Origin of the sequence: Streptomyces sp. NPDC059456 (genome assembly GCF_042750055.1) — a bacterium.
Classification (GTDB): domain Bacteria; phylum Actinomycetota; class Actinomycetes; order Streptomycetales; family Streptomycetaceae; genus Streptomyces.
In genome coordinates this window covers 1-24371 of sequence record NZ_JBHYVA010000042.1, presented here as the reverse complement: position 1 = coordinate 24371, position 24371 = coordinate 1, and the positions used below count along the sequence as shown (strand labels likewise).

17 protein-coding genes and 1 pseudogene are annotated in these 24371 nt (G+C 70.7%); 9 read left to right on the top strand and 9 right to left on the bottom strand.

Annotated elements, in window-relative coordinates:
* The 3 genes from ACFXA3_RS06620 to ACFXA3_RS06610 all read right to left on the bottom strand — a co-directional run.
* On the bottom strand, positions 1–897 hold an 897-nt coding region (locus ACFXA3_RS06620; RefSeq protein ID WP_385182841.1), incomplete at its 3' end, for an ROK family protein.
* Positions 894–2021 (bottom strand): zinc-binding dehydrogenase, encoded by a 1128-nt coding sequence (locus ACFXA3_RS06615; RefSeq protein ID WP_385182839.1) that lies wholly within the window; start codon positions 2019–2021, stop codon positions 894–896. The genes ACFXA3_RS06615 and ACFXA3_RS06620, both read right to left, overlap by 4 nt.
* A gap of 139 nt (positions 2022–2160) precedes the next feature.
* Positions 2161–2607: a hypothetical protein gene (locus ACFXA3_RS06610; RefSeq protein WP_385182837.1), complete on the bottom strand. Its 447-nt coding sequence runs from the start codon at positions 2605–2607 to the stop codon at positions 2161–2163.
* A 511-nt stretch (positions 2608–3118) separates the two neighbouring features.
* Between ACFXA3_RS06610 and ACFXA3_RS06605 the strand changes: the two are divergent.
* Positions 3119–3217: pseudogene (locus tag ACFXA3_RS06605) on the top strand (pirin family protein); the annotation flags it as partial.
* Positions 3218–3291: 74 nt separating this feature from the next.
* Here the strand turns inward: ACFXA3_RS06605 and ACFXA3_RS06600 are convergent.
* Positions 3292–4821: a type I restriction-modification system subunit M gene (locus ACFXA3_RS06600; RefSeq protein ID WP_385182834.1), complete on the bottom strand. Its 1530-nt coding sequence runs from the start codon at positions 4819–4821 to the stop codon at positions 3292–3294.
* Positions 4822–4983: 162 nt separating this feature from the next.
* Between ACFXA3_RS06600 and ACFXA3_RS06595 the strand changes: the two genes are divergently transcribed.
* The 8 genes from ACFXA3_RS06595 (at position 4984) to ACFXA3_RS06560 (ending at position 20749) form a co-directional block, all read left to right on the top strand.
* Positions 4984–5298 (top strand): trypco2 family protein, encoded by a 315-nt coding sequence (locus ACFXA3_RS06595; protein WP_385182831.1) that lies wholly within the window; start codon positions 4984–4986, stop codon positions 5296–5298.
* 1 nt (position 5299) lies between these two features.
* Positions 5300–7456, top strand: a complete 2157-nt coding sequence (locus ACFXA3_RS06590; RefSeq protein WP_385182828.1) for a trypsin-like peptidase domain-containing protein — start codon at positions 5300–5302, stop codon at positions 7454–7456.
* Entirely contained in the window at positions 7453–8472 is a 1020-nt protein-coding gene (locus ACFXA3_RS06585; protein ID WP_385182825.1) for an AAA family ATPase, read from the top strand. The genes ACFXA3_RS06590 and ACFXA3_RS06585 overlap by 4 nt, the downstream gene beginning before the upstream one ends.
* A gap of 4 nt (positions 8473–8476) precedes the next feature.
* On the top strand, positions 8477–11932 hold the full coding sequence (locus ACFXA3_RS06580; RefSeq protein WP_385182822.1) for an SAV_2336 N-terminal domain-related protein: 3456 nt from the start codon (positions 8477–8479) through the stop codon (positions 11930–11932).
* A 1054-nt stretch (positions 11933–12986) separates the two neighbouring features.
* Entirely contained in the window at positions 12987–14792 is a 1806-nt protein-coding gene (locus tag ACFXA3_RS06575) for an ATP-binding protein (protein ID WP_385182820.1), read from the top strand.
* Positions 14793–15000: 208 nt separating this feature from the next.
* A complete protein-coding gene (locus ACFXA3_RS06570) occupies positions 15001–16170 on the top strand; it encodes an exonuclease SbcCD subunit D (RefSeq protein WP_385182817.1) in 1170 nt (389 codons plus the stop codon).
* 71 nt (positions 16171–16241) lie between these two features.
* Positions 16242–19688 (top strand): AAA family ATPase, encoded by a 3447-nt coding sequence (locus tag ACFXA3_RS06565; protein ID WP_385182814.1) that lies wholly within the window; start codon positions 16242–16244, stop codon positions 19686–19688.
* Entirely contained in the window at positions 19685–20749 is a 1065-nt protein-coding gene (locus ACFXA3_RS06560; protein ID WP_385182812.1) for a hypothetical protein, read from the top strand. The genes ACFXA3_RS06565 and ACFXA3_RS06560 overlap by 4 nt, the downstream gene beginning before the upstream one ends.
* 125 nt (positions 20750–20874) lie before the next feature.
* Here ACFXA3_RS06560 and ACFXA3_RS06555 read toward each other — a convergent pair whose 3' ends face one another.
* The 5 genes from ACFXA3_RS06555 to ACFXA3_RS06535 all read right to left on the bottom strand — a co-directional run.
* On the bottom strand, positions 20875–21090 hold the full coding sequence (locus ACFXA3_RS06555; RefSeq protein WP_385182810.1) for a DUF6243 family protein: 216 nt from the start codon (positions 21088–21090) through the stop codon (positions 20875–20877).
* A 191-nt stretch (positions 21091–21281) separates the two neighbouring features.
* Complete coding sequence (locus ACFXA3_RS06550) at positions 21282–21737, bottom strand: VOC family protein (RefSeq protein ID WP_385182807.1); 456 nt, start codon at positions 21735–21737, stop codon at positions 21282–21284.
* A gap of 41 nt (positions 21738–21778) precedes the next feature.
* Positions 21779–22738, bottom strand: a complete 960-nt coding sequence (locus ACFXA3_RS06545; protein WP_385182804.1) for a 5'-nucleotidase — start codon at positions 22736–22738, stop codon at positions 21779–21781.
* A 95-nt stretch (positions 22739–22833) separates the two neighbouring features.
* Positions 22834–23841 carry an MASE1 domain-containing protein gene (locus ACFXA3_RS06540; RefSeq protein WP_385182802.1) on the bottom strand — a complete coding sequence of 336 codons (1008 nt, stop codon included), beginning with the start codon at positions 23839–23841 and terminating at the stop codon, positions 22834–22836.
* Positions 23842–23940: 99 nt separating this feature from the next.
* Positions 23941–24371: PP2C family protein-serine/threonine phosphatase (locus ACFXA3_RS06535; protein WP_385182799.1), on the bottom strand; the 431-nt coding region annotated here is incomplete at its 5' end.

Below are 24371 nucleotides of genomic sequence, written 5' to 3'. Positions count from 1 at the left end.
GCGCCGGCGCCCAGCGCGGCGGCGCGGCCGCCCCCCGGCCGGGCGGGCGCGGCCCCCGAGCCGGGCTGGGACCACGAATTCCTCGGCCGCGTGCTCGGGCAGCCCGGGGTATCCCGCCAGTGCCTCGGCCAGTTCGGCGCGCAGGAGCGGGAACAGCCCGGGGAGTTCCGCGACGCCGCCTCCGATCACGATCCGCTGGGGCGCGGTCGTGTAGACGATGTTGCGCAGCCCCGCGGCGAGGTAGGCGGCTTCCAGCCGCAGCGCCTGGCGCAGGGTTTCGCCCGTCAGAGCTTCGGCCGGGGTTCCCCACCGGGCGGCCATTGCCTCGCCGCCCGCCAGTCCCTCCCAGCAGTCGCCGTGGAAGGGGCAGGTTCCGGGGAAGGCGTCGCCCGCGATCCGGGGCACCGCGAGGTGGCCCATCTCGGTGTGGACCAAGCCGCTGACCACCTTGCCGCCGATCACCGCGCCGCCGCCGATGCCGGTGCCGACGGTGAGGTAGACGTACGTCTCCAGGCCGCGTGCCGCTCCCCAGCGGCCTTCGCCGAGGGCCGCGCCGTTGACGTCGGTGTCGATGCTCACCGGCACGCCGAGCGCAGTGGCGACCGGACCGGCGACGTCCACCCCGGACCAGCCGGGTTTCGGGGTGGCGGCGAGATGGCCGAACTTCGCGTGGCCCGGGCGCAGTTCGAGGGGACCGAAGGAGGCGATGCCGATCGCGTCCAGCGGTCCGGTCGCGGTGGCCGTCTCCTGGAAGAAGGCGATGGCCCGGGCCAGGGTGGGGCCCGGTTCGCCGGTCGGGAACCGTATCTCCGCCTCGATCCGGTCGGGGGCCGAGCCGACCAGGCAGACGAACTTGGTCCCGCCGGACTCGATCGCCCCGAGCCGCAGCGCGCTCACGCGCCCACCGGCCATCCGTCGGCGCCGACCGGGCCCGCATGCGATCGGATGACGACCTTGAGCGCGTCGTAGCGCGGTGGATGCCCGGTGTCGACGCCTCCGTCACCCCGGGTGAGACCGCCGAGCGCGGCGAAGGCCTCGGCGTAGCGTTCGAGCGGGAACTCGTGCGTCACCAGCCGCTCCAGGACCGGTGCGGTGCCGGGGCCGGGTCGTTGGCGGCCACCGAGTTCGGCGGCCAGGTCCACGGCGACCGGGAAGACGTCGGCCCGGTAGTCCCCGGCGCCGATCAGCCGGATCCCCCGGTTGGTGAGCCGGAGCGGGCGCAGCGGCACGGTGTAGGTGTCGTCGAAGCCCATCACCACGATCCGGCCGCCGTCGTCGATCAGCCGTAGCGCCGAGTCGAGGCCGGTGCCGGTGGTGTCGAAGACGACGGAGGGACGCTCGCCGCCCGAGGCCTTCACCACGGCTTCGGCCGAGTCCGTTTCGGCCACGTCCACCACGCGCGTGAACTGTTCGCGGGCCCGCTCCAGTCGGTAGCCGTCCGGTTCGGCGACGGTGACCCGGCGCGCCTGGCGGGCAGCGACCAGTGCGGTCAGTATTCCGATCGGGCCCGCGCCGAGAACCACCACGGTGTCGTCGAAGGTGACGGAAGCGGCCTCGACGTTGTTCAGGACACAGGCGAGCGGCTCTATCAGGACCGCGCTGCGGAAGGGCAGCCCGGCGGGGATCCGTTCGATGAAACGTTCCGGCAGGGTCACGGCCTCCGCGTACGTGCCGTCCCGGTCGACGCCGACCTCGGTCCCGGCCTTGTGACGGCAGAAGTTGGTCGCGCCCCGGCGGCAGGGAACGCACCACCCGCAGTACAGAGTGGGGTTGACCACCACACGGTCACCCACGCCGACCGAACGCACCCGCGGCCCCGTCTCCCGCACCACACCCACCGACTCGTGGCCGAGCACCACGCCCGGCCGGGCCGGGAACCGCCCGAGCAGGATCTTGCGGTCCGTTCCACAGACCCCTGTACCGACGATCTCCACCACGACGTCGTCATCGGTCATGAGTTGGGCGGCGGGCCGGTCCTGCAGTTCGGCGGAGCCGGGACCCAGATACACGAGAGCGCGCACGAGACCTCCCCATCGGTGTACGGGAGGGCGACGCTAGCGCAGCCGGACACGCCCAGATACGACGCCTCTGAGCCACTCCGCGTTCGCGGCTGGCGGGCCCGAGCCCAGCGGCTTCCGAATCGGCAGGCATGTCGGCTGCTCAGGGCCTCGTGCACGGTCCGTCCGGATTCGGGAATCCGGCCGTCTTGATTGTCTTTTCTGAGCTCCTCCCGGATATCCCGCACGTGCCTGGTGCCGACGTTGATCTCGGCGTCGCCCCACGCGTGGAGGCCGCTCCGATCATCCGTCGCTGGACCACCCGCCTCCACGCGACGAATCCGATGCGTCGTTCACGTGCGCCTGTGAACCGCGTGAGAACCCGTCCGACCTGGTCCTCGGAGTCGGCCGATACACGATCCCGGAAGGCCTTGAGGCCAAGGGTTACCCGGATGCGGGCCGGGAGGGGGACGTCGCGGTGGTCGGTGGGCTTGCGGTGCCTGAGGCGGCCGTACGTCTTGGTGGTCTGGTTGACCTGCTCGGTGATGCGGTAGACGTCGCTCGCGACGAGGTTGTCGAGGCTGACGGCGAACGCCTCGCCGTGGCGCATGCCTCAGTCGCTCATCAGGTCGGCGATCAGGAGACCGGTCGTCGCCGGCGGTGCGTATGCCGCGGAGCTGGGCGGGGGAGGGGATCACCGCGCGCTCGGGGTCGTACTGCGGGGGCTTCACGCCCAGGACGGGGTCCTCGGTGTAGATGCCGAGACGGTAGGCGTCCAGGAGGACGGACTTGATGCTCATCCGGCGGCTGCCGAGGGTGGGGAGGATGTGGTGCTCGAGCAGGGACTCCAGAGTGCGGAGCGAGGACTCGGCGAGGTCGCGCCGGCCGGCCTTCCACTCCGCCGTGTACTCGCGGAACTGCATCGCGCCGTACTTCTGGATGCGCTCGGCCTTGCTCCGGTTCCGGGGAGCGGCCCGCTTCTCCTGGCAGACCGTCGTGAGGCGGTCGATTGGCCTTGTCCTGGGTGGGGAAGCCGGCCTCCTCGTTCTGCTTCCCGGCCGCGTTGCGCTGACCCTTTGCTGACGCCGGAGGGTCCATCACGTTCCTGACCTGCACGAAGAATGACGGGAACCCGCTTCGGCGAGGTCAAGGGCTGTGACGGCTCCCCGATTCCGGCCCCGGAGCTCCCGCCTACCCACCTGAAACCCCGTGGCAGAGTCGCGCGGAGACCGTTCTGGTGGGGCGCGCTGACACGGACACTCGCCACGCCGGGCGGCGCTGAGGTCACCGGATCTCAGTCGAAGATTGCGTACAGGTCCCTCATCAGGGCGGCGGCACCGCCCGGCGAAGCCTCCGGTGGTTCCATGGTGCCCGGATGGCTGACGCCGACGTAACGCGCAGGGGTCAGCGCGTACCCGTGCCCGCGCACGTCCGTCATATCCGCGGAGAAACAGAAGCCGGGTTCGTCCTCGTAGGTGAGGCCCGCGGCCTTCGCCGATGCCGTGCCGCGCCACGCGTGGTAGACGCCTGCGATTTTCGCCAGGTCCGCCTCCGTGAGCGCCCGCTCCGCGCGGTCGACCATCTCACCCATCGCGCGGGCGTCTATGAACAGGATCTCTCCACGCCTGTCCTCCAGACCCTTCGTCCCCTGTGACGACTTGTCCTTCGCCAGGATCCACAGGGACGCCGGGATCTGCGTCGTACGGAACAGCTGCGACGGCAGCGCCACCATGCACGCCACCAGGTCAGCTTCCACCAACGCCTGGCGGATCTCACCCTCGCCGCTCGACCGGGAGCTCATCGAGCCATTCGCCAGGACGACGCCGGCCGTGCCCCGCTCGCCCAGCTTGGAGACCATGTGCTGGAGCCAGGCGTAGTTGGCGTTGCTCTTCGGCGGGACGCCGTACTGCCAGCGGGCGTCGCTCTCGTCCCTCGCCCAGTCCGTGATGCTGAAGGGCGGGTTGGCCATGACGAAGTCGGCTTTGAGGTCCGGGTGCTTATCGTCGGCGAAGGTGTCGCCCCAGCGGGCCGCCAGGTTGCCGTCGATGCCGTGGATGGCGAGGTTCATCTTCGCCAGGCGCCAGGTGCGCTCGTTGAGTTCCTGACCGTAGACGGCGATGTCGGCCTTGTGGCCTCGGCCCCGGTGCGCCCGGATGAACTTGCTCGCCTGGACGAACATGCCGCCCGAGCCGCACGCCGGGTCGTACACGCGTCCGCCGTACGGCTCCAGGATCTCCACGATCAGCCGGACCACCGACTGCGGGGTGTAGAACTCGCCGCCCCGCTTGCCCTCCGCGCGCGCGAAGTTGCCGAGGAAGTACTCGTACACCTCGACCAGCACGTCCTGCGCCGGCCTGTCCTCGGTGCCGCCGAAACGCGCGTCGCTGATGAGGCCGACGAGTTCCGCCAGGCGCTTCTGGTCGACGTCGTCACGATTGAAGATCTTCGGGAGGGCGCCGGTCAGGGCCGCGTTCTCCCGCATGACCGCGTCCATCGCCCGGTCGAGGAGCTCGCCGACGCCCTGGCTCTTGGCGTTGGCCGCGATCCAGGACCAGCGGGCGGTCTCTGGGACCCAGAAGACGTGGGCGCCGGTGTACTCGTCGCGGTCCTCCAGGAAGCCGCCGATCTGGTCCTCGGAGATGCCGTCCTCGGTGAGCTCCTTGGCCAGCTCGGTGCGGCGCTCATCGAAGGCGTCGGAGACGTACTTCAGGAAGATCAGGCCGAGGACGAATTCCTTGTACTGCGCGGCGTCCATGGAGCCGCGCAGCTTGTCGGCGGCCTTCCACAGGACGGCCTGGATCTCCATGGGCGTGGAGTGGCTCAACGTCTCCTCCTGCTTGCGGACTTCTTCTTGCGCGGGGGCATGAGGTGGACGCCTCCTTCCGTGACCGATTGTCCATGACCAAGGTTTGAAGTGCCTCGCGAGCGCTGTAACGTACCAGTGACTTACTGTTTTCCTGTTGTCTTGAACCGGGGGCGGGCGAAGGTGTCGACGATTGGTCTGGCCGCGGCCATCGAGGAGCTGCGGCAGGAGCTGTACGAGGCGCAGCGGCTCGGCATCAAGCAGCAGTTCGCCTTCGGCGTCGAAGAGGCCGAGCTGCAACTCCAGCTCGAACTACGGGAGTCCGTCAAGGGCAACGGAAAGCTCACCTTCGGCGTGGTCACCGTTGGCGCGGGCGGCGAGCGTTCCACCGTGCGCACCCACAAGCTGACGCTGAAGCTGTCGGTCAAGGATCGGGCCATCGGCGGCGCGCGCCCCGAGATCAGTGACGACGAAACCGGGTCGTGGGACGAGGAGTGACGTGGATCCGGCCAGACTGGCGCTGATCCGCAGCGGCACGGACCAAGAACGTCGAGGCATCGGCTCCGGCTACCTGATCGCTCCACGGCTCGTGCTGACCGCCCATCATGTGCTGCAGGACCGCGACACGGGAGGGTACTGGCCGGTCATCACCGTGCGCATTGGTCACCCCCGAACCGGTGATACGACACAGGTGGCCGCCGACCTGCTGTGGGCCCATCCGGACGGCCTTGACGTCGCGTTGCTGTGCATCGACCGCGAGATCGACCTGCCGGGCTCAGTCAGCTGGGGACTTCCCGCTGGTACGGCGCCGTTGGTGTACGAGGGACTCGGCTACCCCTGGGCCTCCCAGGGGCACACACGGGAGCCGGAGCACCTACGCGGCATTCTGCCGGTGCTGTCCGGAGGAAACGACCGCTATGTCCTCGACCAGGACCATGCCCCCGTTCCTCGTGCCGACGGCGGAAATGCCTGGGGCGGGGCCTCGGGGACGGGAGTGTTCTGCGGCAGCCACCTTGTCGGAGTCGTGACTCAGCAGGCCCACCGCTACGGAGCGCGTCGACTGATCGCCCTGCCCGTGTCCTCCTTCGCCCGGGACGGCGGCTTCGTATCCCACATCACGGAGCACACGGGCCAGTCTCCCGAACTGAGCGCGATCGGCACATCCCTGCCCAAGGCGGCGCCTGTCGCCGAGCGGACGCCGGCCGAGCGTGAACTGGAGCAGCTGCTCACGCCGTTGTTCCCGTACCCCGGCGCGCGCGTCGATCACGCTCAGGCCTTGGCCCGCGAACTTGGTTATGAGACCGCGGGCTTCGAACCCACCGGCGCGGACCTCGTGGCGCTCCTCATGAGGCATCGCCGTGCGCTCGCGTCGCTCGGCGAAGCCCTCGCAGGCGGCGCGCAGGCGGCGGTCCGCACCGCCTTGACCCACTTGTTCTCACGGGCCAGGGCACTGGACTGCGGGGCGCTGCTCTCAACGAACGAGTACGAATCCCTGCTTGGGCTGCTGCGGCGGGTCTGCGGGGAGCAGCCGGCGCTGCTGCCCCAGGCGGCCGGCGAGGCGCTGCGGTACGTCGTTCTTCCCGAAGCCCTCACCCGGCCGCAGCTCGGCGAGGACGACCTGTGCGACGTGATCGAGGGGCTGGAGGAACTGGGCGACAGCGGAAGCGTGCCCGAGGGCACTCCACCGGTGCCGGCGCTGCTGAGGCTCGTGGAGTACGTGGCGGCCGCCGCGGGTGACGGGCTGGCCGATGACCTGTGCGCGTGGTCGGAGACGACCGCCCGGCGGCTCGGCATTCGTGCCGGGGCCCTGGACGAGCGGCGCGCGGACGCTGCCCGGTGGGCGAAGCGCCCGGCGTCGCCGGTGTCGCGAGTGGTGATGGAGCTGGAACACGACGGTGCCGAGGGGGGCGACCGCTACCGGTGCCGGATCCTGCTCGTCCGCGACGACGGCTCGTACCGCGTACTCAAGGAGGCGGGGTCCGTGTCCAAAACCCCGCGGGAGGCAGCGAGCAGCCTGAGCGAGGCGGTCTTTGCCGCGAGCCAGGAGCCGGGGCAGGGCGATCACGTGCCGTGGGTGACCGTCGTGGTCGACCGAGCGGGACTCCACTTGGCCGTTGACGAATGGGAGCCCGGAGCGCATGACGACATCGTTCCTGCCTGGCCGATCGGAGCGGAGTACCGCGTCTCCCTGAGCTGCCCGGAGCTCAGCGACCAGATGCAGCAACGCGAAGGCGATCAGGAGCGCCGGTGGAACAAGGGACGGGCGTCGGTGCTCGTCACCAGCCAGACGTCCAGCGACGCCAGGCAGCTCGTGCACGCGCTGAAGACCACGCACCGCAACACCGCGCGGGTGGTCCTCCACGGCCCCGCCGACGAGCGTTGGCTGCTGACCTGTCTCGCCCTGGGCGTCCCGGTCGTACTCTGGGACCGCGACGCCGTCGGTCACGAGGACGCCGGAAGACTGGAGAGCCTGGCTCCCGCCGGCGACCTGGAGGGGCTGCCCGAGCGGGTCCGGGAGTTTCGAAGCGACTCGGCGGCGGCTTGCCCGACGGAGCGGCGGGCCCGGCCCTCCCTGGTGTGGGAGCCGGAAGGCCGTCCCCCACGGACCGAGGCGCTTCAACTGAGGGACCCCTGGAGAGGAACGCACGCGTCATGACCACCTCAGAGCCCCTGGCCGGTACGAGTCCTCGGCATCCGCCCTCCGACGGCGGAGGCGACGACTGGCGGCTCTTCCGGGGGGACGGCGAACGCCGTGAGAAGCCGTTCCCCGCGGCGCCACCGTGGCGCCGGTTCGACCGGCAGGAGTCGCCGAGCGGAGCCAAGGCTCCTCACCCGCGCCTCTATCTCATCGGTCCCGATGAGGCCGACGTCGTGAACGCAGCGCTGCACCTGCGCCGGCCCCTCCTGGTCACCGGCCAGCCCGGCACGGGCAAGTCCTCTCTGGCTCATGCCGTCGCCCACGAGCTCGCGCTCGGGCGCGTCCTCCAGTGGCCGGTGAACAGCCGCTCCACCCTGCAGGACGCCCTCTACCAGTACGACGCCGTCGGCCGGCTGCGCGAGGCCACCTTGCGCCGCGACGCGGATGGCGCGGGTGGCGCGGAACCAGACATCGGCCAGTACATCCGGCTCGGCCCTCTGGGCACCGCTCTCGTGCCCCGGGAACGCCCCCGCGTCCTGCTCATCGACGAGCTGGACAAGGGAGATGTCGACCTGCCCAACGACCTGCTGACCGTTTTCGAGGAGGGTGAGTTCGCCATCCCCGAGCTCACCCGGCTTCCCGAGGGCCGCGCGGCAGTGCACGTGGAGACCGACGACCCGGACGATCCCGCGCCGGTGACACGCGGCCGCGTCCGCTGCCGAGAGTTCCCGGTCGTGATCATCACCAGCAACGGCGAACGCGACTTCCCGCCCGCCTTCCTCAGGCGCTGCGTCCGCCTCGACCTCCCCGAGCCAAACGAGCGGCGACTGCGGGAGATCGTTGCCGTGCACCTTGGATCCGATGCCCTGGACGACGTGGACGACCTGCTGCGGGAGTTCCTGGAGCGCCGCGCCGCCGGTGAACTCGCCACCGACCAGCTGCTCAACGCCGTATTCCTCCGCAAGGGCGGCGTGGATCTCGACGCGCCCTCGCTCCTGAGGGCCGTCCTGCACCAGCTCGGCGGCGCAGTGTGACACCGTGATCGCGCGTGTGACGAAGGTCCTGGCCGAGAGCGGGGCGGAGCTCTCGCAGGAGGAACTCCTCGATGCCCTGTGGCTCGCGAGGAAGCTGCCCCGGGGCGCCGGGTCACTGGCTCGCGCTGCCGGCGTGCCCACGGCACACCCGGAGCGGCCCGGCACGCCGCACCGCGACGGACTGTCGTCGTCGGCGGCCGAGAACGCGGAGCTCGCCGGTACGGCCGACGAACCGGCGGGCACCGAGGGCACGGAGTCCGAGTCCGCGCGGCCACTCCTGGCCGCCGCACAGGGCCCCGCACACGAGGACGCGGAAGCGCACGCGATGGCGACCTCGTCCATGGCGACTGCCGTCCGCACCCCGGACACCGGCCTCATCGCCGCCGGGCAGCTTCGGCTCGGCAAGTCCCTCCGACCGTTGCGACAGCGTTTCCCCGACCAGCGCCGCCAGGAACTCGACGTCACGCGGACGGTTGCCGCCATCGCTGACACGGGGGTGCCCGAGACCGTCACCCGCTCGGCGCGGACCCGTTGGCTGTCCCTCGCCCTGGTGGTCGACGACGGCGTCTCCATGATCCTCTGGCAGCGCCTCGCCGCCGAGGTCCGGGCGCTGATGGAAAGCGCCGGGGCATTCCGCGACGTGCGCGTGTACGGACTCGACACTCGCCGCGCCACGCCGAGCCTACGGACCAGCCCGTATCGTCACCGCGGCCGCCTTCAGTCGCCGAAGACCCTCTGCGACCCCACGGGGAAGACTCTCGTGCTCGTCGTGAGCGATGGTGTTGGCGACGCCTGGCGGGACGGCGGGATGCGGCACGTCATGGACTTCTGGGCGCGATGCGGTCCCACCGCGATCGTCCAGGCGCTGCCGCCGCGGCTCTGGGCGAGCACCGGGATCGGTGCACGGCGGGGGCTGTACACCACCCACGGCCGCGGCGGCGCGACCCACGCCTGGCACGTCACCGACCCTGACCTGCCGCCAGACCTCGTCAGCTTCGACTCCGTACCTGTTCCGGTCCTTGAACCGACTCCTGCGGCCATCGCTGACTGGGCGCGGCTCATTGCCTCGCCCGGTGGCACCGCGTTCCTCCCGCTGTGGGAGGCTGCCCAGCCCGGCTCGGGCCGGCCCGCCGCCGACATCCGACGGAGCGACGCCGCCGAAGCGGTACTGCGATTTCGGGATGCCGCTTCCCCCGAGGCGTACCGACTCGCGGCCCATATGGCGGCGGTCGCACCCGTCACACCCCCGGTCATGCGCATGGTGCAGGCCGCCCTCGGGCATCCCACGGACCGCGGGCATCTCACAGAAGTGTTCCTGGGCGGTCTGATGCGTGAAGTCGACACCGAAGAGGAGGACTTGCTTCCCCACCACCGGAAGTTCGACTTTGCCGCCGAGGCACGCCGCATTCTGCTCAGCGCCGTCTCTCCGAAGGAACTGCTGCGCACGACCGAGGTCGTGACGCAGCGTATCGAGGCCATCGTCGGCCGCGCCCCGGCCTTCCCGGCCTGGGTCGGCCACCCGGACGGCGCGGCCGTGGTGGAGGACACCGGACGTTCCTTCGGCCGGCTGCGGGAGCAGCTGCTGACGAGACTCGGCATCCCGTCTGCGAATGCCGCCCCGGTGGTGCCTGAACCAGACCGCCTCCGGATGCCGGAGCGCCTGACCGAGGATCCGACGGATACGGGGACCACCCGGAGCGGTGGGCCCAACGTACCGGGCAAGCAGGACGCGCCATCGAACGACGATGAGCCGGGTGAGGTGCTGCCGGCCGGCTGGGTGGAGCTTCAGCCGGATGACCCGGTGCAGCTCGGCCGTTTCCGGCTCCGGGCGCGCAGTGTTCGGGGCTGGCTTCACATGGCGATGTACCTGGCCCGGGACGAGGACGGCACCGTGGTCACGGTGCGGGCGCCCGCACTCCTGCACACCGACGACCCGAGGGCCGCACTGGACCTCGTGAGCACGGAAGCAGAGTGCCTGCTGAGGATGCGGGGCGCGTACGCGCCCGCCCTGGTCGAGGCGCAAACGCAGACCGCCGAGGAACTGCCCTGGATCGCGGCGACGTGCGTCCACCGCCGTGCGGACGACCCGTCGTCGGCTCCCGCGCCCAACCTGCGGGCCATCCTGGATGAATACGGGGGATCGGTTCCCGAGGAGCTCTTCCTGCGGATCGGCTCGGGTCTGTCCGAGGCCCTCGCCCGCGCCCACGGCCTCGGGCTCGTGCACGGCGCGCTGGCACCGCGGTCCGTGCTGGTGACGGACGACGGGATCCGGCTGGTCGGCTGGGCCACGGCGACCGTGGACGGGGTCGACAGCGCGTACCGCGAGGTGCTCCCGGTCAGCGACACGTACCTTGAGGCGGGCGACGGAGGGCTGTTCCTCACGTCGCAGAGCGACATGTACGCCGCAGGAGCGCTGCTCCTGGCCCTCCTCGTCGGACGCTGGGGCGATCCGAGGTACGGAGAAGTGGGCCTCGGCCGTCTCCCCGTGCCGGGGATCGATCCGGTGCTCCACCGCATTCTCCGACGCTGCCTGGACCGCGGGCCTGCGCGCAGACCGACCGCAGTTGCTCTTGCCGAGGCGTTCGCCGCTGCGTCCGTTGCCTCCGCGACCGCCAACGCGTCGGAGGGTTTCATCAGAGGCATGTCCGAGGACATCCTGCGGATTCGGCCGCTGGCCCGGCAGGACCTGAGTACCCACGGACCGGTTCTCGGCGACCATCTGATGACGTTCTCGAACCACCTCGCACTCGTCGGCAGGAACGATGAGTCGGTGGCTGCCGTTCAGGAGGCCGTACAGGTCTACCGTGAGCTGGCTGCGGAGGACAGCCATGCATACTCCGCCGGCCTTGGAACGGCCCTGAGCAATCTGTCCGTGAGGCTGGGAGAGGACGGCCGCGTGGAGGAGAGCCTGAATGCGGTCTCCCAAGCGGAGATGTTGTACCGGCAGTTGAGTCGGCGAGACTTCGGCGTGTTCGGGCCTGGCCACGCGATGGTCTTGAACAACCTGTCCAATCGCCTGGCCGCGGTGGGTAAGGGGCGCGAGGCGCTCCGGGCGATCGACGAGGCCGTTGAGATCGACCGACAGCTGGTCGATTCGGGTCGCCAGGGCCACGGAGGTGATTTGGCGAGGAGCTTGACGAGTCTGGGCCGAAGGCTGGGAGACCTGGGACGCCACTCAGAGGCACTGCCCGTTGCGTCCGAGGCAGTTCAGATGTATCGCGTGCTTCCCGAGGGTCACGCGCGCCGGGCGCAGGACTACGCCGTGAGTCTGAACAACCTCGCGGTGCTGCTCGGTGAACTGGGGCGCCATGGCGAGGCTCTGAGCGTGGTCGACGAGAGCGCTGCAGCCCAGCGTCGGTACGGGCGCGACCTGGCAGCGGCCGCCTCCGAGATCCGTGAACAGTCTGAGCGCATCAGGACCTGGCTCGCGGACCGCGTAGCGGCGGCTCCCACGCCGTAGTCCATCCTGCCGCCGCCCCGGCCGTCGCCGTGTTGAACGCCTGAGGCGCGGGCGCACGCCGGGAGTGCGGGGGCGGGGCAGGAGAGGCACGTTCGCAGTGGGCCGTTGGTGCGGGGCTCGCGAGGCTGCCGCCCTTGCCGTGCACGAACCCCGAACCTGCGACCGGCCGGGGGCCGGTCTGCGGTGAGATGGCGTTCGTGACCCTCAGGCCGATCGTCCCGACCTCGCCCTCAGTCTGTGCTCGAACGCGATGGGAAGCCCCGCGGGTGAGCACGCAGACGCGTCGCCCCGGTTCTGAAAGGGCCGGGTGACGGATTGCCGAATCCGCATGTGGGGCCGGATGAACATACGTAGGATGCGTCGAGCCGCATGAGGGTGGGGTACTTGAGGCGGCTATGACCGTGTGCGCCTTCCGGCGCGCGGGAGCTGTCCAGAACGAGGGGGGCGCGAAACGTGCGGCTAAAGGTCGGCTTTGACCCGCTCGCGGGTGGTGTCATCGGTGGTGGCGACGGGTGCCGGGATGTCAGCGCCTGCCGGCGGGGTCGTCCGTCCCCTTCCCGCGATGCCCACGGGCACTCCACAACCCCTGCGTCACTCGCCGCTGACAGATGCCCCACCACCGCCTGACGATCTCGGGCGCCCGGCGATCGGCAGCAATGCGGTCCGACGGGTACCTGCGTATCGGAGCAGTTCTGACCGGCGCTGCTCAGCCCACGCGGCGTGCCCCGTCCCGGCCAGAGCGTCATGGTTCACGACCACGTCGGCAGCGCGATCTCTGCGGTCCGGCACCCGCCGTGCCCTCGGGTCCTACAGGGCCGTAGGTCCCGGACGGGACGTCCCCGGCCCGGCGCCTTCGTGATCAGGACGCTCCGGCGCCCCAGCGTTCATCCATCAGCCGCCGGCCGTGGGAGGCCGGGCCGCCACCCCGACGCACCTCCACACCGCACCACACAGGGAGAGCCCGCCGATGACCGACAGCGATTCCGGGATCTCCCACGCCGGCACCACCCCGGCCGGCCACCTCGCCACAACCGCGGCGGGTCACACGGACAGGATGGAGCAGCAGGTCGGGAAGGTGGCGGGTACGGAGGACTCCACACCCCTGAAGTTCCATGTCGCCGTGGCGGCTGACGCCTACCTCCAGCTCGACGACGTGGTCAGCACGCGCCGACAGGTCCCTGGGAACGGGACCGTTACGACCTCCGGTGTGGTCACCGAGGTTGTGGCCCGCCACGAGGGTGCCGCGTTCGACTCGGACGTGTTCCTCATTGCCGACGGGATCCTGCCGGCGCACGTGCAGGAGATCGCCGAGGTCACCACGACCCGCGTCGACCCCGAGTGCTACGTGCCGCCCCGTCCCGGTGAGGTGGCCATCCGGGCCACGGGGGCGGACCGGGACGCCGCGCTGTACTTCGACCGGATGGACACGCGAATCCCCGTCGGCATCGGCCGCGACGGCGAGCCGATTTACCTCAACCTCGAGTTCCTCGACGGCACTCGTGGCGCCCACGTGTCCATCTCGGGTATCTCCGGGGTGGCGACCAAGACCAGTTTTGCATTGTTCCTCCTCCACTCCCTCTTCACCTCCGGCGCGCTGGGCGGCCGAGCAGTCAACGCAAAGGCCCTGATCTTTTCCGTCAAGGGCGAGGACCTGCTGTTCATCGATCAGCCCAACGCCCGCCTCAGCGATCCGCTGCGCGCCGCCTACGGCCGACTCGGTCTGCCCGCCCGACCCTTCGTCTCCGTCGGTTTCCACGCCCCGCCGTTGCCCGGTGACATCACCGGCCGTCCCCACGTTACCGGCCGGACAAGTGGCGTCACTGCGTTCTGGTGGACCCTCGCAGAGTTCTGCGAGAGCGAGTTGCTCCCGTACGTGTTCACCGACGCCGCGGACGAGAAGAGCCAGTACACGATGGTTGTCCACCAGGTCACCGGTCGGCTGCGCCGCGAAGCCCGACCTGCCGGAAACGATGGTGCGGTTACCGTCGAGGGCACCGTCCTGCGTACGTGGGAGGAGATGATCGAGTTCATCTCCGAACGGGTCACCGACGAAGCCACCCGTCCCTTCTGGGCGGGGCCGGCCTTGGGAACCGGCACCGTGAACGCGTTCGTGCGGCGGCTGAGGTCCTCACAACGGCCGCTCACCCCCCTGCTCCGCGGGGACCTGAGCACGGTCACCGACCGGCCGGTCGCCCATTCCGTCGACACGTCGCGCCACCAGGTGACCGTTGTCGACCTGCACAACCTGCCCGAGCGCGCTCAGCGCTTCGTCGTCGGTGTCGTTCTCGCGGCGGAGACCGAACGCAAGGAGCAGGCGGGGCCGGGCGGGCTCCTCTTCACGATGATCGACGAGCTCAACAAGTATGCGCCCCGCGAAGGCTCTTCTCCGATCAAGGACGTACTGCTCGACATTGCCGAGCGCGGTCGTTCGCTCGGCATCATCCTCATCGGAGCCCAGCAGACCGCCTCTGAGGTCGAACGGCGCATCGTGTCGAACTCTTCGATCAAGATCGTCGGACGGCTTGACCCCGCGGAGGCCACCCGTCCCGAGTACGGGTTCCTGCCCAAGGGGCAGCGGCAGCGCGCCACCCTCGCACGGCCCGGCACCATGTTCGTCTCCCAGCCGGAGATCCCAGTGCCACTGGCCGTCGAGTTCCCGTTTCCGGCTTGGGCCACACGGCTCACCGAGGTCAGCGAAACCGCCTTCGCCGAACCTGCCCCCGCCAGCGGCCCGACCTCCCCCGGGAGTGCCGCCGGGGAGGTACGGCCAGGCCCGTTCGACAGACTGCCGGCGGTCGACGACGACCGATGGCTCGACGGTTTCGACGACGGCGCAATCGAAGAGCCCCCACCCTTTTGACGGCTCATCATGCGATGCCCGTCGCGTCGCCCTCCGACTCGGGCGGTCGTGGACCTCGGTGATGAAGAGTTCTCCGGAGAGGCCGGCCTGACGGCTCGCTCCGGACGTCTGCGTCTCCGGACGCCAGGAGCCTTCACTTCCCCCATCCCGCGTACCACCTGATGCCCGTCCCCCTGGCCTGCTTCGTTCCTCCGGAAGGACCGTCCCGGTGAAGTTCCTCCACACCTCAGACTGGCACGTCGGCAAGGTTCTCAAGGGCCGCAACCGGCTCGACGAACAGGCCGCCGTACTCAGCGAGATCACCCGGATTGCGCTCGGCAACGAGGTCGATGCCGTGCTCGTTGCCGGAGACGTCTACGAGCACTTCGCGCCGGGTGCCGACGCCCAGAAACTCGTCGTACGTACTCTGATGGAGCTGGCCAGGCGGAACATCGAGGTCGTCGTCATCGCCGGCAACCACGACCACGGTGCCACGTTCGAGGCGTACAAACCGTTGATGGGGGTCGCCGGCATCCACGTCTACGGCCATGCGAGGCCGGCGGACAAGGGGGGTGTCCTCACCTTTCGTGCCAAGTCCACGAACGAGCTCGTCAACGTCGCCGTCCTGCCTTTCCTCTCCCGGCGCTATGCCGTCCGCGCCGCCGAGATCATTGCGAACACTCCTGCACAGAACGTCGGTGCGTACGACCAGCTGGTCCGCGACGTCCTGGGTGGTCTGACGGCGGCGTTCACCCCGGACGCCGTCAACATCGTCATGGCGCACCTGACGTGCACCGGCGGCGCCTTCGGAGGTGGCGAACGGGACGCCCAATCGATCATGGAGTACCACGTCCCCGCCGCAGTCTTTCCCGTCGAGGCCCACTACGTGGCCCTGGGCCACCTCCACCGCCGACAGCGGATCCCGGCAGCCTGCCCGGTGCACTACAGCGGATCGCCGTACCCGGTCGACTTCGGCGAGCAGGACAATGCGCACGTGGTCTGCCTCGTCGAGGCATCCCCCGGAATTCCGGCGCGGGTCACCGATGTCCCCGTCACCGCCGGCCGTCGGCTGCGCACGGTCGAGGGGACCGTCGCGGGGCTCATCGGCGACCGAGCAGCCTATGGCGAGGACTACCTCCGGCTCGTCGTCACCCAGCCCGCGTATGCCGGCTTGCGCGACGACCTGACCGAAGCCCTGCCCAATGCCCTGGAGATCCGCATCCATCCCGACCATGCGAGCTCCGGTGCCAAGGCGGGCATCGCCGTCGACCGGCCGGCCAGGACGCCCGCGCAGCTGTTCACCGACTACTGCCACAGCGTCGGTGTCAGCGACGACCGGGTCGTGCAGCTGTTCAACGAACTGCACGACGACCTCACCCGCTCGACCGCCCGTCCCTGAGCAGCTCCCCTCGCCCCTGCTCTCCGGCACCCCAGGACCCTTCTCACGCCCGGTAAGGAACAACACCCCAGATGCGCCCCGTTCGCCTGGAACTCAACGGCTTCGCCGGTTTCCGTGTCGCCACCGTGGTGGACTTCACCGACGCCGACTACTTCGCCCTGGTCGGCACCACCGGTTCGGGAAAGTCCACCGTCCTCGACGCAATGACGTTCGCGCTGTACGGCTCGGCCTACCGTTGGGGCCGGAGCAACGCCATCTCCTACGCGCTCGCCCCCACCAGCAACCGCTGCACCGTCTCACTCACCTTCGATGTCGCGTCCCAGCGCTATCAGGTGGCCCGCGAGGTCCGCCGGGTGGGGCAGCAGGTTCAGCAGAAGGCAGTCAGCCTGGTCCGGTTCGCCGACCCCACCGCGATCGTCGTCGACCGGAACGGGCCGCAACCCGAGGTCCTGGCCGGTGAGATCAAGGAACTCAACGCCGCCGTCGAGCAGCTGCTGGGCCTGTCTTTCGACGACTTCTGCCAATGCGTCGTCCTGCCCCAGGGCGACTTCGCCCGGTTCCTCTCCGCCAACACCGCCGACCGCCAGCGGATCCTGCTGAAGCTCCTCGGCGCCGCCCATTACGAGGGCATCGGCAAGCGGGCCGGTATCCAGAGGGACGCGGCGGCCAAAGAGGTCGAGGTCCTCACCGAGCAGCTCGCCCGCTACGCAGATGCCACCCCGGAAGCCGGGGCCGACGCCCATGCGCGGGTCTCGGCACTGGAACTGATGGCCACCACCGTCGACGCACTCGTGCCCGGTGTCGACGGGGCGCGGGCCCGTGCGGTCGAAGCGGCTGCCCGTGCGGACACCCTGCGCGCCCAGGCCGAGCTGCTCGCCTCCGTCCGCGCGCCGCACGGCATCGAAGAGCTCCAGCGCGCCGCCGACGAAGCGAGAATTGCCGTCGAGCAAGCGAGCGCGGCCAGCGACGAAGCCGTCCGGTCCCTCGCCGACGCCCATGCGGCCGAACGGACCGCCCCTGAGCGTGCCGCCCTCGAACACGCCCGTGAACTCCACGCAGAGAGGACGGACCTCGTCGCGCGCCGCGAGGGAGTCGTCGCGGCTGCTGACCGTGCCGGCCGGGAACTGGACCGGTGCCAGGCGCAGTTACACGCCCGGGCAGCCGCCGTCGATGCCGCCCGCACGGACGTGACGGAGGCCCGTGGCCACCTCGAACGGGCCCGTCAGGCGCACGATGAGGTCCGGCGCAGCCGGGACCGGCTGGCCCGTGTCCGCACTCCCGAGGGGTTGCCCGTCCTGGCCCGTCGGGCGGCGGAGCTCGCCCAGCAGGCCGGTGAAGCGGAGAAGCGACTCGCCGAAGCCCACGACCGGCACGAGCAAGCGGCTTCCGCGCTCGCCGCCGCCGGCGACGGGAGGCGCCTCACCGACGCCCGCGAGGCGCTCGACCAGCTCGACCAGGCCACCGCCGACCTCGCCGCGGCCACCGGAGAACTGGGGCAGGCCGTCGAGGGTGCGGCGCGGACCGAGGCCGCGGTCACCGCTGCGCAGTCCCTCCTCGACGCCGCTGCGACCGCCGTGGAGGAGGCACGGGCGCTCGCCGGCGCGGGACAGCTGCGTCCGGCACTCCAGGTCGGCCACGCCTGCCCGGTCTGCGAGCAGAACGTCACCACACTCCCGCCGCTGCTGCCCGCTCCGGCGCTCGACGCGGCCGAGGCCGCCGTGGCCGCCGCCACCCGCGCATACGAGGAGGCGCTGTCTCGGCATCAGGAGGCAACGGCCTGGGTCACCGGCCGGCAGCGTACCGTCGACACCGTCACCGGGCGGCGCACCCTGATCGAGCAGCGCCTGGCCGGCCTGCTGTTGGATGTGCCCACAGAGACTGCGGGCACATCCCAAGCCGCCCCCGGCGCCGTCCACGGCTCCTGCGCGGGCGGCAGTTCCGGAGCCGACCGTGCCCGGCTCGACGTACTCATCGCGGCACGGGACCGGCTTGCCACCGCCGAAGGGCAGGCCCGCGCCACGGCACGGGAGGCCGGGACCGTGCACGACACCGCGCTGGCCAACGCCGGTGCGCTCCGGTTGGAGCTCGACGGGGCCCGCACCGTGCTCGACAGGCAGCTGGGCGCCCTGGCCGACCTCGAACCGCCCACCGTGGAGACGGCCCTTCCCGCCGACTCCGAACTCCGAGAGGCTCTCGGAGCACCCGCCGACCTGACGGCCGCCTGGGCCGGACTGGAAGCTTGGGCCCGCGCCGGCACCACCGTGGCGGAGGCCGACCTGTCCGCTGCCGCCGCCGTGATTGCCACCGCCGATGAGGCCCACCGGCATGCTGTCGTCCGCCTCGAATCAGCCGACCGGGCCCATGAAGAAGCACGAGCCGCGCACACCCGGACCGTGCGGGACGCAACGACCACCGACGCCGAACACACCGCCCTCACTGCCCGGCTTCGTGCGCTCGACGTGTTGCTGTCCGACGTACCCTCAGCGCAGGACATCCCCGGCCTGCTCGCTGAACGCACCCGCCTCGACGGCGCCGTAACGGCTGCCAAGGCGCGAGCCGACCACACGCGCGACGCACTCGATGAGTCGCTGGCCGTGCGGCGGCATTTCCTCACCGGAACCGAGGCCGCCCTCTCCGATCTGACGGCCGCCCGGGACAGCGTGGCAGCACTGGCCCCACCCCGCCCCGACACCGCCGACCTCGCCGCCGCCTGGGCCGACCTCGTGGACTGGGCCGCTCGTGAGGCCGCCGGCCGCAGGGCCGAAGCCGCAGGCAGGCATGCCGAAGCCAGGGCCGCGGCCGACGAGGCCGACGTGCTCCTGGACCGGCTGGAGTCGCAGCTGAGTGAACACGGTCTGGACCCGGGCAGCCTGGGTGAGGGGCCCGGCCGTGCTGCGCATGCGCCCAGGGTGGTCGCGATCGCCGTCGAACGTGCCCGCGCCGAGGCGGAGCGGATCGTACGCGACCTCGCCGAGGCCGCCTCGCTGGGGCGAAGGATCGACACCGCCCGTGCCCGGCATCAAGTGGGGCACGAACTGGCCGTGCTGATGCGATCCGAACGGTTCCCGCGGTGGCTTGCCGAGTCCGCCCTCGACACCCTGGTCGAGGGTGCCTCGGAGTCGCTCCGCCGTCTCTCGGGCGACCGTTTCGACTTGAGCCACCGCAAGGGCGAGTTCTACGTGGTCGATCACTCCGACGCCGATACGGAGCGCTCCGTCCGCACCCTGTCCGGTGGCGAGACCTTCCAGGCCAGCCTCGCGCTGGCGCTGACTCTGTCCGAACAGCTGGCCGGGCTCGGTGGCGCAACGAAATTGGAGTCCATCTTCCTCGACGAGGGGTTCGGCACACTCGACCCCGAATCCCTCGATACGGTGGCAGACACCCTGGAGACCCTCGCCCTGGGCGACCGGATGGTCGGAGTGATCACCCACGTACCCGGGCTGGCCGAACGCGTACCGGTCCGGTTCCGCGTGCACCGCGACACCCACAGCTCGGTCGTCACCCGGGAAGGAACATGACGAACACCGCGCACCCGGCCCCGGTCCGCTTCCACGTCGACGGCTGGGACCCCACGTACGGCTCCAGCGTCGAGAACGCCGAAGGCCCTGACAACGCCGCGGGGGACTCCACCGCGAGGGTTGTCCCCGACGTCGAAACCGCCACCGCCGACTGGAAGCCGGTCTCCCCCTCGTACGGCCCCACGCCCGGGGCCGTCCTGTTTGTCGACGGCGTACGCCGCGTCGAGGCCCGCATCTGGATCGAACAGCCCCCGCCGGCCGGCCTGCCGGCGGCAGCGGGCGCCGGCTCGCACCACGCCGCCGCGAATGCCGCCGGCGCCACGATGGCCCTGTGTGCCTCGTACGCCGCCGGCACCGTGTGCTGCTGCCCCGGCCACGGCGCGCACCTGCTGACGGTCGAGTCCCGGCGCGGCCTGTTCACCACCGCTCCCAATGCTGTCGACGTACCCACCACGGCCGGCACCTACCGGGCGCACGTCACCGCCGACGACATGGAGGAGAACCTGGCAGTGCTGCTCTCGTCGGCGCTCCAGGGCAGCCTCCGTGACCTGGAGGTCCTCGTGGCCGCCAACGCCCGCACGGCTCTCGACGGGCACGGCGTCACCGACGGCTCGGACCTGCTCGTCGTCGACGGCCCGCTGCGCGGCCGTACCCACCTGCCGCGCGCCCTGGGCTTCGTCAAGTCCCACCGCACCGCCTACCTACCGCCTGAACTCCACGCGATGGTTGCCCACCTCGCCCCCGGCGAACGCACCCCCGTGTTCCTCATGGGGACCTCCTGGGACCGCCATGCCTGGTACCTGCGCCTGCCGTGCACGCCCGGCCCCCCGTGGGCCGGGGTGGTTCGCCTCGAAGGCGCCGCCAACGTCCCTCGGGAAGAGGCGGTGGCCCTGGCCGACCTTTCGCAACGCGTGCTGCCGCGGTACGCCGGCTGCGAGTACAAGGACCCCCGGGCCCCGCAGAACCTCGTCCCGGTCGCCGGTCTGGAACGGGAATTGCGCCGCCGCCTGGGCAACTCGTCCCTCCTGGCCCGGGCCCTCCGCACGGCAGCGGCGGCCTGACCCCCCCGGACGCGGTGCCGATTCCGGAACCATCGACGGCCCGGGACCCGAAACGCCGGCAGGGCCTGGACCGAGCATCGCGGTCCGGGCCCTACGCCTGTGCTGCTGTGCTGCTGTGCGGTGGGTCAGGTCTGGGCGGGGTTGTCGTCCGTCTGCTCGGCGGCCTCGGCTGCGCGTGCCTTTTCGCGCATCTTGCGCACCAGCTCCGCCTTCTTGTCGGCAGCGCCCTGGCGGTCGAGGTTGCGGTGCGGGCCGTTGTTCTGCCGTTCGGCGCGGGACAGCTTCTTGCGCTGGCCGCCGCCCTGGCCCACGGGGTTGTTGATGTTCTTGCTGTCGGTCACGGGTTCTCCCGGTGGTGAGGTGAAGTGATCTGCGGAGTCATCGGTGGGGGACGGGCGGTGACGTCGAAGGACGTCAGCAGGGGCCCATCACGCCCTCACTCGTAGACCGGCCTCTGGAAGAACATGACAAAGACGGTACCCGGTTCCGCCGGCCCCGCACGCCACCCCCGTCCGCTGCGGGGCGACGGCCCTCAGACGACGTCGAATTCGTTGCCCTCGGGGTCCTGCATGGCGGTGGCGTAGAGCCCCGTGTCCGGCTCGTCCTTGATCCGCAGCACGGTGGCACCGGCTTCGACCAGCCGTTCCACCGTGGCCTTGACCCGCTGTGTGCGGACGTCCAAGGGCACGTCACGGCCCCCGCCGACCTTCAGGTCGAAGTGCCACCGGTTCTTGGCGACCTTCGGCTCCGGAACCTGCTGGAACCACACCCTCGGTCCACGTCCCGCGGGATCGACGATCGACTCCGGAACGTCTCCCGCACCGGCCGGCAGCTCCGCCTCGGGCACCCCCACCGCCGCCCAGTAGGCACGCCACGTGGCGTGACCGCCCGGCGCGGGCTCGGGGACGTAGCCCAGGGCCTCGGCCCAGAAGGCCACCATTGCCTGCGGATCGGAGCAGTCGATCGTCAGCTGCATTGTCGTCTCCATGCGGGGAGCATCCCAGACGGGTCTGACAGAAGATCCGCTTGTCACGGCAGGCCCGGGTGCCGGCAGCCCGGCGACGGGGCGTTGACGACTCCGAACGGGATGTGAACGCTGGGCGTGGCCGGTGCGGTGCCGTTCAGGTGGGAGACCTGGTCGTCGAAGAAGATGTGTGGATCCAGGGCGCTGATGACGGGAGCCTTGTCGATGCCGCCGAGGAAGAAGGCGTCGTTCACCCGCAGCCCCCACTGTTTGAGGCTCCGCACGGCCCGCTCGTGTGCGGGGGCGTCCCGAGCGGTGACCAGGGACACGCGAAGGCGGGGCTGGTATCCGGGATCGTTGCGGCGCTCGTCCTCCTCACGGCGCTGGATGCGGTTGATGCCGGCGAGGAATGCGCTGAGCGGTCCTGGGTCGTGGGGTGTGGTCGCGTTGCGCGCCTCGTGCGCACGGAACGCGTCGATGCCGGCGCTCTGGTAGATCCGCTCGGCCGCGTCACCCGCCACCACCCCGTCGAAGTCGAACGCGATGCGCAGTTCGGGGTCTGCCTCGTCGTCGATCCGCGCCGTCTCGAGCACGTGCCCCGCCGGCATCCCGTCCGCCACCGCCTCGCGAACGTCCGGCCCGTGGGCCGACAGGAACAACGACATGTTCAGTGCCGGCATGAACCGGTGTGACGGGCGTCCCTGCCGGAAGACGGCCCGGCTGATGGGCAGGCCGTGCGCTTCGATCGAGCGCATGACCCGCAGGCCGGTGTCCGGGTCGTTCCGCGACAGGATGATGACCTCGACCAGCGGATCGGACGGCTCCGCGAGGTCGTTCAACGACAGCAGGCGCCGGACGAAGGGGAAGGCGACCCCCTTGGCCAGGACGTCCTCCACGTGGGCCTCTTGGTGGGCCCGGTAGGCGTCCTCTCCGCGCTCTCGGAACACCGCATCGCAGTCGGTGAGGTCGAACAGCGCACTGGAGGCGATCCCCACCACCAGGCGTCCGGACAGGTCGTACCTCATGACACCCCCTGCCGGCGCGCGCAGTGTTGGGGTGGTTATCTCCCCGGTGCGCATGTCGAAAACATGTGCGACCCCTGCTTGGTGGCGCCGGCCGGTCACCCGGTTCGTTTGCCGTCCGGTTCCGGCTCGTCGCCGCGATCGGGGAGCCTGGGGTGGCGGTCGCCGGCGGTGGCCTTGGCCACCATCTCGGCCAGCAGCCTGCAGGCGCGGGCGATCTCCTCCTGGGTCTGGTTGCGCTGGCTGACGGCTGCCGCGACCAGCAGCGCGGTCAGCGAGGAGGAACCGTTGAACGCCTGCAGGGTGATCATGTTGGTGAGCAGGTCATGACCGGCGAACGGGCCCGAGCCGCGGGCTGCGGCCACGATGGCGAACGTCGACACGGACAGGGCGCAGAGCGCGGCCCCGGCCAGCTGGAAGCGGAAGGCCGCCCAGATGAGCAGCGGGAAGCCGAGGAAGATGAGCGGCGTGCTGCTGGTTTCGAGGAGGCCGACGAAGACGGTCGCCGCCAGGAGCAGCAGTGCCTCCGCCCAACGCGAGGGCCGCACGCCCTTCGGCAGGCGCGCGAAGCGCAGGACGAGCAGGACGGGCGTCACCACCAGTACGCCCATGGCGTCGCCCGTCCACCACACCGACCACGTCGGCCAGAATTGCCCGGCGCTCAGCGCACCGGAGAGCGCCAGGGTCGCGCTGCCCACCGTCGCGCTGACCAGCATCCCGGTGAGCGCACCGAGGAAGACCAGCCCCAGGACGTCCTGCAGTCGGTCCAGTTCGGTACGGAACCCCGTGCGACGCAGCAGTGCGTACGAGCAGACGGGCGCGAGGGTGTTTCCCGACACGATCGCGAGAACGGCGGGGATCGACGGGCCGAGCGGCACGTTGACCAGGAACGCGCCCAGCGCGATCCCGGGCCAGACCCGCAGGCCGCGCACGAGCAGGCTCGCCAGGGCGATGCCGGTCGGCGGCCACAGGGGGGTGACCTGGCCCCCCACCAGTTGCTGGACCAGTCCCAGCGTGGCCGAGCCGTAATACAGCGCGGCGACGGCGCAGACCTCCAGGGCGGCCAGGCCGGCCCGCCGGAGCCGTTCAGGCCGCGCCGCACTCATCAGGCGACACCTCCGCATCGACATCGCCCCGAAGTCCATCATCCGTCGGATCCCCCGGATCCTCCACGGCGCGGTCGGGCCCGATGCGCGGCACGGGCATCAGAGCCGCGGGGTGCGCAGGGCGAGGATGGCCAGGTCGTCGTGACCGTCGCTGGGGTGGTGATCGGCCAGGACCTGGACGAACTCCTGCAGGGGCAGGGAGGCGTACGCGGTGGCCAGACCGGCGAGCTGGGCGAGGCTCTCGTCGACGGGGCGTTCGGGATGTTCGACCAGCCCGTCCGTGAAGAAGACCACGGTGGTGTCCGGGGGCAGGTGGCGGGAATGGTCGGGGCGGGGCTGCTCGGGGTCGACCCCCAGCGGCACTCCGGGCTCGGCGAAGAGGTACTCCGCCGGGCGGCCGGGCGTGATCAGCAGGGGTGGGAGGTGGCCCGCGGTGCTCCAGTGGAGTCGCCAGCCCGGTTCTGCTTCCTCGGGTTCGATGCGTGCCAGGGTCGTGGTGGTGACGGGATTGCTCGTGATGGCCTGGAGGG

Coding starts and splice junctions, on each gene's coding strand:
- ACFXA3_RS06610 (WP_385182837.1), bottom strand. CDS start 2,607: ATGCGCCACGGCGAGGCGTTCGCCGTCAGCCTCGACAACCTCGTCGCG.
- ACFXA3_RS06585 (WP_385182825.1), top strand. CDS start 7,453: ATGACCACCTCAGAGCCCCTGGCCGGTACGAGTCCTCGGCATCCGCCC.
- ACFXA3_RS06575 (WP_385182820.1), top strand. CDS start 12,987: ATGGAGCAGCAGGTCGGGAAGGTGGCGGGTACGGAGGACTCCACACCC.
- ACFXA3_RS06565 (WP_385182814.1), top strand. CDS start 16,242: ATGCGCCCCGTTCGCCTGGAACTCAACGGCTTCGCCGGTTTCCGTGTC.
- ACFXA3_RS06560 (WP_385182812.1), top strand. CDS start 19,685: ATGACGAACACCGCGCACCCGGCCCCGGTCCGCTTCCACGTCGACGGC.
- ACFXA3_RS06550 (WP_385182807.1), bottom strand. CDS start 21,737: ATGGAGACGACAATGCAGCTGACGATCGACTGCTCCGATCCGCAGGCA.
- ACFXA3_RS06545 (WP_385182804.1), bottom strand. CDS start 22,738: ATGAGGTACGACCTGTCCGGACGCCTGGTGGTGGGGATCGCCTCCAGT.
- ACFXA3_RS06540 (WP_385182802.1), bottom strand. CDS start 23,841: ATGAGTGCGGCGCGGCCTGAACGGCTCCGGCGGGCCGGCCTGGCCGCC.